This window comes from Gordonia amarae NBRC 15530 (genome assembly GCF_000241345.1).
GTDB lineage: Bacteria > Actinomycetota > Actinomycetes > Mycobacteriales > Mycobacteriaceae > Gordonia > Gordonia amarae.
Genome location: NZ_BAED01000012.1, coordinates 68,527 through 80,794, shown reverse-complemented (window position 1 = coordinate 80,794; position 12,268 = coordinate 68,527). Strand labels below are relative to the sequence as shown.

Here is a 12,268-nt window from a genome sequence, read left to right as displayed (position 1 = left end):
CCCCGGCAGACGCCCCGACCGAACCGGTCCCGGCCGCCCCCGCCGACGCCACTGCCCCCGACGTACAGCCAGGTTCCGGAGAGAACGTGACACACACCGAAGAGCCGACCGACTCCGCACAGGAGAAGGCGCCCTCCACGCCCACCCGCAAGCCGTCCGGTGGTATCGGCATCAATTCGGCGACCGTGGTGATCGGTAAGGACAGTCTCCCCGACTTCAGCGACCTGCCCCCGCTCGAGGACACCGAACTCGACGACAGCGGCGTGGACCCCAACTCGCCCGCAGACCCCAACTCGCCCACAGATACCGACACAGCCGGGGACACCCCGGCGCGGGAGAGCGCCGACAAGGCCGCACAGCCCGCCGCGCCGGTCAGGCGGCCCCGCGGCGGCGGCTCGATCGACGGCCCGACGGTCGCGATCTCCTCCGATGCACTGGCCCAGATCGCCGCGGCCACCGCCGCCGAGGCGGAGGCTGCGGGCGACACTCCGCTCGCCGACTCCGGCGACGACGCCGAGACCCAGACCCCCGCCGAGGACGCCCCCACCGAGGACGCTACCGCCGAAGCCGAAGCGCCGGCTGACGACACAGCCCCTGCGGACCGCACTCCGGCCGAGGCCGCCGGCGATGCGGAGACCCCCGAGCCGGCCGAAGTCGTCGCCCTGGCATCGGGCACGGACTCCGCGGCCGACGGCACCGAATCGGCAGAGGTCCCGGAGCCCCCGGAATCAGCAGAAGCAGAGGCCGCAGACGCGGAGTCGGCGGAATCTGAGTCCGGCGACAAGGAGGCACCGGCGGACGAGGATTCGGACGGCGACGGACCGGGTGCCGCGGCGGTCGCCGCCGGAGCAGTGCTCATCGGGGCCGCGGCCACCGCCGTAGTGGCCGGTCACGACTCCGACAAGGATGTCGACGAAAAGGGCACTGCCACAGGGGAATCCGAAGAGCCAGAGGATTCCGGTGCCGAGGACGCCGCCACCGACGCGGAGGCACCCGCCGACGAGGCGGCCGTCGACGCTCCGGAGGACGCCGAAACCCGCGACAGCGCAGAGGTTTCCGAGGCCCCCGAGGAGCCCGAGACCGCTGCGGAGGCCGAGACCGCAGCGGAACCCGAGCCCGGTGCGGTGTCCAAGGATGCGGAAGCACCCCAGGACGCAAACGAATCCGGCGCAGAAGAATCGGACGCAGAAGAATCGGACGCAGAAGACTCCGGCAGCGCGGAGGACGCGGGCGCGACCGAGGCCGATGGCTCGGCTGCCGCGGTCGCGGACCTCGAGGCCGAAGGCGACGACTCCACCGGTGAGACGGCGGAGGACGAGGCCGAAGCCGATGAGGCCGTCGACGACGAGAAGACCACCGAACTCGCCATCGCGGAAGCAGTGGCCGACGAGGAAGCAACCACCGAGCGCGCGACCGACGAGGTCGCGGACGACGAGAAGACGACCGAACTCGCCACCGCGGAGATCACCGAGGACTCCGACGGCGACACAGCCGAGGCCGACACCACCGACGACGTCGAGCCGTCCGACGAGGAGACGAAGAAATTCGCCGCCATCGTCGTTCCGGAGGCCGACGAGAAGCCGGCGGACGCATCATCGACCGTCGCACTGGACAAGTCGAAGCAGGCGGCCGCGGATCTCGCCGCCGCCGAGGCTCCGACGGTCAAGACCCCGAAGCTGCCCAAGGCTCCGGTGGAGAAGCTGCCCCGCCCGCCAGCCGCCCGCCCGGCTGCCCCGGCGACGCCCGCGGCCAAGACCGACGGCTGGTCGACGACCGCCCACAAGCCGACGACGGTCAGCGCCACCGACACCTCGGACGCCAAGTCCGGCGGCAAGAAGTGGTGGCTGGTCGGCGCGTTGGTGGCCGTGGTCGCCGTCGTCGCCGTGGTGGTGGCGCTGCTGCTCAACTCGAACAAGTCCACGCCCGAGGTCGATCGGGCCGCCCAGGTCGCCCAGACATACGGCAACGCCCTCTACACCGGTGACCTGACCACGCTGCGGAGCATCACCTGCGGTCCCAAGCAGAAGGAATTCAGCCAGTGGGACGGCAAGGAGGAGCAGTACCAGAAGATCTACGAGCAGCAGAAGGCCGCCGATCAGCTGATCCGCATCAACGGGATCTCCGCCGCGATGATCAACGAGGACGGCACCGCCAACGTGCAGGTACAGGCCGTCAACACCAGCAGGCCCAATGAGCCGCAGGAGGTCATCATCGTGCTGCGCAAGATCGAGGGCGACTGGAAGGTGTGCAACGCCCCGTAGCCGCTCACGGACATGAATGGACATAAAACGGCACCGGCCCGGACGAGATTCTCCGTCCGGGCCGGTGCCGTCTGTGCAGATGCAGGCTAGGCGCTGATCGACTTGCCGACCGACTTGAGGTCGGTGCAGGCCTCGACGACGCGCGCGCTCATCGAGGTCTCGGCCAGCTTGGACCAGCTGCGCGGGTCGTACACCTTCTTGTTGCCCACGTCGCCGTCGACCTTCAGCACACCGTCGTAGTTGCTGAACATGTGGCCGGCCACCGGGCGGGTGTAGGCGTACTGGGTGTCGGTGTCGACGTTCATCTTGACGACGCCATAGCTCAGGGCCTCCTCGATCTCGCTCTTGAGCGAGCCCGATCCGCCGTGGAAGACGAAGTCGAACGGCTTGGAACCCTCGGCGAGGCCGAGCTTCTTGGTCGCGACCTCCTGGCCGGTGTTGAGCACGTCGGGGCGCAGCTTGACGTTGCCGGGCTTGTACACGCCGTGGACGTTACCGAAGGTGGCGGCCAGCAGGTAGCGGCCCTTCTCGCCCACGCCGAGCGCGTCGACGGTCTTCTCGAAGTCCTCGGGGGTGGTGAACAGCTTGTCGTCGATGGCGGCCTCGACGCCGTCCTCCTCACCGCCGACGACGCCGATCTCGATCTCCAGGATGATCTTCGCGGCGGCCGACAGGCTCAGCAGTTCCTGCGCGATCTCCAGGTTCTCGTCGATCGGCACGGCGCTGCCGTCCCACATGTGCGACTGGAACAGCGGATCCTTGCCGGCGTCGACACGCTCCCGCGAGATCGCGAGCAGCGGCCGGACGTAGGTGTCGAGCTTGTCCTTGGGGCAGTGGTCGGTGTGCAGGCCGATGGTGACGTCGTACTTGGCGGCGACGACGTGCGCGAACTCGGCGAGCGCGACGGCGCCGGTCACCATGTCCTTGACGCCGAGGCCCGAACCGAACTCGGCGCCACCGGTGGAGAACTGGATGATGCCGTCGCTGCCGGCGTCGGCGAAGCCCTTGATGGCGGCGTTGATGGTGGACGAGGAGGTGCAGTTGATCGCGGGGAAGGCGTAGCCGCCCTCCTTCGCCTTCTTGAACATCTCGGCATACTGCTCGGGAGTGGCGATGGGCATTTATGTCCTCCAACCGTGTAGGTGGTTCAGGTTTCCCGCGGGCGGTGCAGGTGTGCGACGATCATCGCCCTGCCGGCGTGCCGGGGACCGGCCTGTCGAGTGGGTTCACTACCCCCTCAGTATGGCAAGCGCGCCGCGTGCGTGTGCGTGCACGCCGGGAACCGGACACGTTCCGGACATACCGGACACCCGGCGGGGCACCGGCCGCGCGCTGTCCCACACCTATCGCGCAGGTCACGGCCACCTCCGCGCTTCACGAGTTCTCAGAATGGACATGTACGCTAAGACCCCGTGATCGACACCGTTCTCGCCCAGACCACGACCGAGGTCGCCCTGCCCGGCATCCTCGACCCGATCAATGTGCTCAGCTGGTTCGGCGCATGGGCCTTCTGGGGCCTGCTGCTCGTCATCCTCATCGAGTCCGGTGTGCTGTTCCCGGTGCTGCCGGGCGACTCGCTGCTCTTCGTGGCCGGCATGGTCGTCGCCGCCGGCGGCAAGGACGACATCGACAAGTTCGCGTCGTTGTGGCAGTTGCTGCTGTTCATCCCCATCGCCGGCATCATCGGCGGGCAGATCGGGTACTGGATCGGCCGGTTCCTCGGCACGGAGATGTTCAAGCCCGACGCCCGCTTCCTCAAGGAGCGGTACATCGTCGAGGCGCACGAGTTCTTCGAGAAGTACGGTCCGGTGACCATTTTCCTGGGCCGTTTCGTTCCAATCGTGCGCACCCTGGCACCCATCGTCGCCGGCGCGGCCAAGATGAAGTTCACCGTCTTCACCATCTACAACGTGCTCGGCGCCGTCGTCTGGGGTGCGGGCATCACGCTGCTCGGCTACTGGCTGGGCCGGTTCGAGGTCGTGCAGAAGCTCATCGAGCCGATCTTCATCCTCATCGTGCTGCTGTCCGTGGCACCGATGGCCATCGAGTGGTACCGCCGCAAGCGCGCCGCCAAGAACAACCCGGAGGACGCCGCTCAGGATGCCTCCGCCGCGGAGGACACGGTCTGAGCGCTCGCCGCGCTACCAGGCCTGAGTCAGGTCGGCGTGCTGCCGGATCCACGCGTGCATCGCGATCCCGGCGGCCACTCCCGCGTTGATGCTGCGGGTCGACCCGAACTGGGCGATCGACACCGTCAGATCGGCCCGCAGTTGCGCGGTTTCGCTCACGCCGGGACCTTCCTGACCGAACAGCAGCACACATTCGCGCGGCAGGTCCGCGGTCTCGATCGGCACCGACCCGGGGGTGTTGTCGACGGCCACCACCGCGATGCCCTGTTCCCGCGCCCACGCCATCAACTCGTCGACGGTGTCGTGGTGCATCAGATGCTGGTAGCGGTCGGTGACCATCGCGCCGCGCCGGTTCCAGCGCCGCCTGCCGACGATGTGCACGGCCGCGGCCGCGAAGGCGTTGGCCGTGCGCACGACGGTCCCGATGTTGGCGTCGTGCGCGAAGTTCTCGATGGCCACGTGGAACGGGTGCCGGCGACTGTCGATGTCGGCGACGATCGCCTCCCGCGTCCAGTACCGGTACGCGTCGACCACATTGCGGGTATCCCCCTCCGCCAGCAGCTCCGGGTCGTACCGCTCCCCCTCCGGCCACGGCCCCTCCCAGGGCCCCACCCCCACAGGCTCCCCCGCCTGCCACTCCGTCGGCCCGGCAGCCGCATCCCCCGTCACAACCAACCACCCATTGTGATCCCCGAGGCCGAAGCGACGAAGGAGCGAGGGACGCGTTGGGTCCGGCGACCATCCACCCCTGACGCATCCACCCCGGATAGAACCGAACGACCCAGGTCAGCCAAGGCCGAGGTCGCCGAGCCCGAGCAGCGAGCGATACGGCACGCCGAGCGCCCCGATGACCTCGTCGGCACCGGTGGCCCGGTCGACGACGGTCGCCACTCCGACGACGGTCGCACCCGCCTCGCGGGCCGCACGGACGGCCTCGGACGGCGACGCCCCGGTGGTGGAGGTGTCCTCGACGATCAGCACCCGGCGGCCCCCGACGTCAGGACCTTCGATCCGGCGCTGCATGCCGTGCGCCTTGGCCGCCTTACGCACCACGAACGCGTCGATCGGACGGCCGTCGGCGTGCATGATCGACGTGGCCACCGGGTCGGCGCCCAGGGTGAGACCCCCGACGCTGTCGTAGTCCCAGTCGGCGGTGAGTTGCCGCATCAGCGCCCCGATCAGCGGTGACGCCTCGTGGTGCAGGGTGGCGCGGCGCAGGTCGACGTAGTAGTCGGCCTCCTTGCCGGACGACAGGGTGACCCGGCCGTGGACAACCGCCAGTTCGGTGACGAGCTGGGCCAGCCGCTCACGCTTGGCCGCATCGAGACTCACTTGTGGGCTACTCACTTTCGTGTCGGCGCCGGCCCGGGCGCGGCATCGGTGCCGGCCCGGGCGCGGCATCGGTGTGGACATCGGTTCGTCGGCATCGGAAGGTGCGATGGGCTGTGGCCGGGGACCCGACCGGGCCCCGGTCGAGGTTCCCGGCTGCGCCGTTCCGGGCCTGGCCGGGGGTGGACGACGCCGGACCGGCTGCTGGCCGGTGGCTCCCGCGGGGGCACTCGGTGCGGGCGGGGTGCTGAGCAGCGGCGCGACGGGGGTGCCGGGGCTGGTGACCGGCCGTCCCGGCTGTCGTTCGCCGCCGCGGCCCGGGTCGGGCCGGTTGCCGTCCATCCGCGCCCGGCGGTCACCGTCGCGCAGGAGATCGGTCTTCTTGTCGGCCAGTTCCGGCCGGGCGGGGCCGTGCGGATCGCGCGGGTCGGGTGCGTCCTGCGGCCCCTGCAGTGGTGGCAGCACGCGCAGCAGGTCGGCGAACCGGCGCACCACCTCGAGCGCGGTGTCGAGTTCCTCGGGGTCGTCGGTGAGGGGCAGCGAACCGAGCGCCCAGTGTCCCTCGTTCCACAGCATCTCGATGTAGGCGGGAGCCGAGTTGGCCAGCGCCACCATCCGGCGGTCGCACACGCGGCGCGCGACGTCGAGGTTGTTGGAGAACATCACGCGCGGTCCCATCGCGCCGAGCAGTTCCACATCGATCTCGGCGGGGGCCAGTACGTCCTCGTGACGCAGGTCGACCACCACCTTCGACGGGAAGGATCTGCGGATCGCGATCACGGTGGCGGTGTCCACGAGGTCGAAGACCACCGCCTCCGCACCGTCGTACTCGCCGTAGGCCACATCGGAAACCTCGATGCTGTCGGGGACGTTCATCCCGGCCCTGGAGAACACCTTGCGGAGCTTGCCGTCGGATTCGCGGAACTTGAATCCGTGCTGCTCACCCCAGCTGGTGCGCTGGTGGTGGGACACGTCGGATCGCCGGCGGTCGAGGTACAGCAAGGCTGCCGCACCTGCCAGCGCCAGTACGCCGAGCACTAGATAGATGATGGTCATCAGGCCCCACACTACTATCGGCCCTGCCCGGGCGTACCGATTGCCGTCTCGCGGCGCACCGGTGTGCGCCCCACCGGCTCGCACCCGTCGGCCCCGCCACACGCCGCACACCCACCGGCCGGGAGAAACGGCGTGACCGGTGAGAAGATGACGGCGTGAGCCCCGAGGTACCCGCCCCACACCTGACCAGCGCCGAGCGGCAGATCTGCGACGACATCGACGCCGGACTGATCGAGCGGCTCACCTGCGCGCTGGTGGAGGCGCCGAGTGAGAATCCGGGCGGCTCGGAGGCCGCGGCAGCCGCGGTGCTCGCCGGAGCAGCGGCCGACCTGGGTCTGGTGGCCGAGACCGACGAGGTGGCACCGGGCCGGCCCAATGTGACCGCCACCTGGCTGCCGGACGCCGCCACCGGACCGGGCCTGATGTTCCTTGGCCATTCCGACGTCGTGCCCGCCGGTCCCAACTGGACCGGCGACCCGTACCGGGTACGGCGCACCGTCGACGAGACGGGCCGCACTCTCCTCGTCGGCCGCGGCACCACAGACATGAAGGGCGGGCTGGCCGCGGTGCTGGCGGCGATGAGCGCGCTGCGCCGCCGCGGCGTACCGCTGACCGGCCCCGTCCGGCTGGTGTGCACCGTCGACGAGGAGGAGCACGGCGCCGGGGTCCGGCGGTTCGTCACCCGCCCCGCCGGCCACGAGTTCCTCGGGTGTGTGGTGGCCGAGCCCACCGACCTGACCATCGTGCGCGGCTGCCGTGGGGCCTCGTACCTCGACATCGAAGTCACCGGCCGGGCCGCGCACAGCGGCAGGCCCGCCGACGGCCGCAGCGCCATCGACGCCGCCGCCCGTATCGTCGGCCTGATCTCCGACGATCAGGCCCGCCTGGCCGCCGACCCCGACGACCTGCTCGGCTTCGGCACCTGGAATGTCGGCACCATCGAAGGCGGACAAGGCATTTCGGTGGTAGCCCCGATGTGTTCGCTCGGTGTGGACCGCAGGCTCATGCCCGGCGAGTCCGCCGAGGTCATCGCCGAGACGATCCGCCGGCGGATCTCGGCGGCCGGCATCGATTCCGACGGCATCGGCGTCACCGTGCGGGTGACCATGGAGATGCCCGGATTCGTCACGGACGAGGCGCATCCGCTTGTCGATGCCGCGCGTTCGGCCCTGTCTGATCGGGGCCTGGCGCCGTCGGTGGGCGGCTGGACGGCGGCCTGCGACGGTGGTTTCGTCTCCCGTGACCTCGGCATTCCGGCGATCGTCCTGGGCCCCGGCAACATCAACACCCAGGCCCATCAGCCCGACGAGTCGGTCGCGGTCGACGATCTGCTCACCGCCGCAAGGATTTACGCCCTCATGGCGATGCGGCTGCTCGGCTCCGGGTAGGGCTCAGCCGATCATCTCGCGGATGTCGTCGGCGCTGATCGCTGTCCCGAACAACTCCCCGTCGTCCACCACCGCGTCGAACAGTGCGCGTTTGCGGTCCTGCAACGCCACCACCCGCTCCTCGATGGTGCCCGCCGACACCAGCCGGTACACGTTCACGGGCCGGCTCTGGCCGATGCGATGCGCACGGTCCACGGCCTGCGCCTCGGCCGCCGGATTCCACCACGGGTCACACACGAAGCAGTAGTCGGCCTCGGTGAGGTTGAGGCCGAAACCGCCGGCCTTGAGGCTGATCAGGAACACCTCGGTCTCGCCGGAGGTGAATCGCCGCACCGCCTCGGCGCGCCCGGCGGCGTTCATCGATCCGTCGAGGTAGCTGTAGGCGATGCCCACCTTGTCCAGGTGCGCGGCGAGAATGTGCAGGAAGCGGGTGAACTGGCTGAACACGAGCGCGTTGTGGCCTTCGGCGACCAGTGTCGGCAGTTGCTCGGTGAGGTAGTCGACCTTCGACGACGCGACGCCGTGATGCGATTCGTCGACCAGACTCGCGTGCAGGCTGAGCTGGCGCAGCAGGCTGAGCGACCGGAACACCTGGAAGCGGTTCTTCTCCCAGTCACCGAGCAGGCCGAGCACCTTCTGCCGTTCGCGGGCGAGTCGGGTGTCGTAGATCTTGCGGTGCCGCGCCGCCAGGTCCAGCACCAACGCCTGTTCCTGTTTGGGTGGCAGGTCGATGGCCACCTGATCTTTGGTGCGGCGCAACATGACCGGCTTGATCCGCCGCCGCAGCACGGCCAGCCGGTCAGGCGCCGAACCCGATTCGATGGGTTTGCGGAAGTAGTCGGTGAACGCGACCGGCGACGGGAACAGCCCGGGTGCGGTGACGCTGAGGAGCGACCACAGTTCCATCAGGTTGTTCTCCATCGGGGTGCCGGTGATAGCGAGTTTGAACCCCGACTCCAGGCGGCGCGCACACTGGTGGGTCTTGCCGGTGTGATTCTTGATGAACTGCGCCTCGTCGAATATCACTCCGTCCCAGGAGTATTCGTTGATCTCGTCGAACAGCAGGCGCAGCAGGGTGTAGGAGGTGACCACCACATCGGCCCCGGCCACCTGTTGCTCGAACCCCATACCGGTACGGGCCCGGGTGGCGGTCACGGTGGCCACCCGCAGCCCGGGGGCGAACCTGTGACATTCGGCGGCCCAGTTCGCGATGACGGAGGTCGGTGCCACCACCAGGAACCGCGCATCCGGCGTCGCGGCGACCGCGCGGGTGATGATCGCGAGCGTCTGCACCGTCTTGCCCAGGCCCATGTCGTCGGCGAGGATTCCGCCGAGTCCGTTGTCCCACAGGAAGGTCAGCCATTCGAAGCCGGCGTGCTGGTAGTCGCGCAGGTCGGCGTGCAGTTCGGCGGGCAGGTCCACCAGGTGCGGAGGCCGGGCCGAGGCCAGCGCCGTCATACGATCGCGCCAGTTCGCCAGTTGTTCGTCGACGACGCCGAGGGCGAGCAGTTCCTCCCAGAAGGTGGCGTTGAGCGATGCCGGGTGCACCATGCCCGATTCGATCTCGCCGAGCGCCCGCCCCTCGGCGAGCAGGTCGGCCAGCTTGCGCAGCTCGGGTGAGTCGAGCGGAAAGTACACACCGTCGTTGAGCAGCATGTGGGTTGCGCCGGAAACGATCTCGCTGATGACCGCGGCGACGGGCACACGCGTTCCGCCCACCGTGACAGTGATGCCGAGACTGAGCCAGTCATTGCCGAATTCACTGTCCTCCGAAGCGAATTCGATGGCCGGCGCGCTGTCGGCGGCACGATACTCGACGTCCAGGCGGTTGTCGATGACGATACCGGGGTGCCGGTCGAGTTCGGGCAGCGCCTCGGCCACCAGCAGCGCCGCCTCGACCCCGGAAAGATCCACGGTGACAAGGAGACCGGCGATATCGGTGGCCCCGATGACCTCCTCATCCGGGTCGGCGGACTGCAACAGCCGTAGCTCGCGGAGGACCTTGTCTGAGTGATCGAGGACCTGCCGGCGCCGCCAATGGTCCGTGGCGTGTGTCCGCCACGCCCGGCACATCAGCGCGGTCGCCGACAGTTCCGGCCGGACCTCCTGCCACAGTGCGGCTTCCGCGCTCTCGTCGCGAAAGCCGGTGGCCGCGGTCTCCGCCGGATCGAAGACATGCCGGGTGTCGTTGACGGTGTAGCCGGCGCTCCACGACAGACGCACACCACCGGCCGGGGCCGGCGTCAGCGTCAGCACCGCGAACGGACCCTCGATGCGGGGCGGGGCGAACAGCTGCTCGTCGTGCACCGCGACGGTGCGCGCCCGGGTCAGCCGGGGCAGCACCTCGGCCGAGAACTCGGGCAGATCCGCGGCCGGGATGAGCACCTCGGAACCGTCACGGGCGGCGGCGATCTCGGCCGCACCCGGGATCGGGTCAAAGGCCGCGAGAACCAGCGCGTCGTCGTGGACGCCCCACAGGCCGTGCACGTTCCCGGCGGGCCCGAGGACGCCACCGACGTCGCCGGCCGCGAGCACCTGTCCGTCGCCGATCTCGACCGTGGCGGTCAGCTGCGCGCCGTCGGCGCACCCCCGCAGGCCGTAATGCAGCCGGGCGGTGGTGATCCGGACCGACGACGCCTGCACGCCGGGGCCGGCGATGATCTCGACCCCGGCCCGCCGCGCCGACTCCAGCAGATCCCAGATCTCGCGGGGTGCGTACGTCAGCCTGACCCGTTCATCCCGGTGGGAGAACAGGCTGCCGGCCAGCGCGCGGTGAATCGCGATGACGGCGTCGGTCTGGGCCGTCGGGAAGTCCTCCTGGCGGATGCGGAAGATGTCCGACCACGTGGCGCCGCCCTTGATCCATCCACGACGCTTGCCCCAGGTCATCGGTGTCACCAGCAATGCCGCATCGGGGTTGCCCATCCGCACCGCGAGACTCGTCGGAGCCTCGATTCCCACCGACAGCGCGAGCGGACGCATGGTGGGCGTGGGCACCTCGCCGGACGCATCGTCGAGCACCGCCGACAGCATCGACCGCCACGCCACGACCGGCGGGGGCTGCACCGCCCCGGCACGCCCGGCGACCAGCAGCAACGCCACCGCGTGCTTGCAGAACATCCCGACCGGGCACGAGCACGTGGCCATCGAGACCGTGAGCGACGACGGGGCACCGTTGAACGACACCGTCACCCGGTAGATCTCCTGGCCCGAGCCACGGCACCGGCCGGTCAGCTCACCGCGGTCGGTCCAGCCGAACTCGGTGACCATGCCGGAATTGGAGTACCGCGTTCCCCGCTGGAGCGCACTACCACCGAACCGCCGCCGCAGTTCGGCCGGTGCGATACGCAAGGGTTCCGAAGGCACTCCGACAGGCTACGTCGCCCCTACGACAAAAGCTCCTCCAGACCGATCGACAGTCCGACAGTGCCACCCTTGCCCCTGCGCAGGGTGCTGCCGAGCACGGTGATCCGGCCGGCGATCCCGTACTTGGCGATGATCAGGCCGCGCACCCGCTCGGTGCCGGCGGCATCGAGGATCTCGGCCCGCCCGGCCACCGGCTCCCCGAACAGCTTGCCGCCGCGGGCATCACAGGCCTGCACCGTCACCGCCGGATTGCGGCGGATCCGCTTAACCTTCCACGATTCGGTGCGCGTCCACAGCACCAGCCGATCGCCGTCGAGCGCCGCCCACAGCGGCGTCGCCACCGGAGTCCCGTCCTTCCGGAACGTCGTCAGCGATACATACTTGGCGGTCCCGGCCTCACCGAATCCAGACATACCCGCCACCCTACGCGCCCACCCCTTTACCGGTTGAGTCACGAGAACCGCAAGCGCCCCTTCCCCGGATGAGGTGCGAGAACCGCAAGCGACCCCCTGCCGGTAGAGGCGCGACGAGCGCAAGCGACCCCCCACTGCCGGTAGAGGTACGAGGAGCGCAAGCGACCCCCCACTGCCGGTTGAGGTGCGAGGAGCGCAAGCGACCCCCACTGCCGGTTGAGGTGCGAGGAGCGCAAGCGACCCCCACTGCCGGTTGAGGTGCGAGGAGCGCAAGCGACGAGCCTCGAAACCCCGCGAGACGATAATGTCATCTCACCAGGTTTCGA

The 12,268-nt window shown here is 69.5% G+C and carries 8 protein-coding genes and 1 pseudogene; 3 read left to right on the top strand and 6 right to left on the bottom strand.

Annotated elements, in window-relative coordinates:
* On the top strand, positions 1–2,261 hold a 2,261-nt coding region (locus GOAMR_RS03525; RefSeq protein WP_005182806.1), incomplete at its 5' end, for an Rv0361 family membrane protein.
* A gap of 86 nt (positions 2,262–2,347) precedes the next feature.
* Here the strand turns inward: GOAMR_RS03525 and fbaA are convergent.
* On the bottom strand, positions 2,348–3,382 hold the full coding sequence (gene fbaA / locus GOAMR_RS03520; RefSeq protein WP_005182805.1) for a class II fructose-bisphosphate aldolase: 1,035 nt from the start codon (positions 3,380–3,382) through the stop codon (positions 2,348–2,350).
* A 291-nt stretch (positions 3,383–3,673) separates the two neighbouring features.
* On the opposite strand from fbaA, the gene GOAMR_RS03515 reads away from it, so the two are divergent.
* The gene (locus tag GOAMR_RS03515; RefSeq protein ID WP_005182804.1) at positions 3,674–4,390 is read left to right on the top strand and encodes a DedA family protein; all 717 of its coding nucleotides are present in this window, start codon (positions 3,674–3,676) and stop codon (positions 4,388–4,390) included.
* A gap of 12 nt (positions 4,391–4,402) precedes the next feature.
* Here the strand turns inward: GOAMR_RS03515 and GOAMR_RS03510 are convergent, their stop codons facing one another.
* The 3 genes and pseudogenes from GOAMR_RS03510 to GOAMR_RS25975 all read right to left on the bottom strand — a co-directional run.
* Entirely contained in the window at positions 4,403–5,059 is a 657-nt protein-coding gene (locus GOAMR_RS03510) for a TrmH family RNA methyltransferase (protein ID WP_005182803.1), read from the bottom strand.
* 117 nt (positions 5,060–5,176) lie between these two features.
* Positions 5,177–5,791, bottom strand: a complete 615-nt coding sequence (gene pyrE / locus GOAMR_RS23995; protein WP_083836826.1) for an orotate phosphoribosyltransferase — start codon at positions 5,789–5,791, stop codon at positions 5,177–5,179.
* Positions 5,792–6,106: 315 nt separating this feature from the next.
* Positions 6,107–6,775: pseudogene (locus GOAMR_RS25975) on the bottom strand (TtfA family protein); the annotation flags it as partial.
* A gap of 155 nt (positions 6,776–6,930) precedes the next feature.
* On the opposite strand from GOAMR_RS25975, the gene GOAMR_RS03500 reads away from it, so the two are divergent.
* A complete protein-coding gene (locus tag GOAMR_RS03500; protein WP_005182801.1) occupies positions 6,931–8,163 on the top strand; it encodes a M20 family metallopeptidase in 1,233 nt (410 codons plus the stop codon).
* 3 nt (positions 8,164–8,166) lie between these two features.
* Here GOAMR_RS03500 and GOAMR_RS03495 read toward each other — a convergent pair whose 3' ends face one another.
* On the bottom strand, positions 8,167–11,529 hold the full coding sequence (locus GOAMR_RS03495; protein ID WP_040514228.1) for a DEAD/DEAH box helicase: 3,363 nt from the start codon (positions 11,527–11,529) through the stop codon (positions 8,167–8,169).
* Between the two features lie 20 nt (positions 11,530–11,549).
* Positions 11,550–11,942, bottom strand: coding sequence for a PPOX class F420-dependent oxidoreductase (locus tag GOAMR_RS03490; protein ID WP_005182798.1), 393 nt, complete (start codon positions 11,940–11,942; stop codon positions 11,550–11,552).
* Between the last annotated feature and the right edge of the window lie 326 nt (positions 11,943–12,268).

Bases quoted from the DNA above. Each gene is read 5' to 3' on its own strand.
- pyrE (WP_083836826.1), bottom strand. From the start codon at position 5,791: ATGCCGCGCCCGGGCCGGCACCGATGCCGCGCCCGGGCCGGCGCCGAC.
- GOAMR_RS03490 (WP_005182798.1), bottom strand. From the start codon at position 11,942: ATGTCTGGATTCGGTGAGGCCGGGACCGCCAAGTATGTATCGCTGACG.
- fbaA (WP_005182805.1), bottom strand. From the start codon at position 3,382: ATGCCCATCGCCACTCCCGAGCAGTATGCCGAGATGTTCAAGAAGGCG.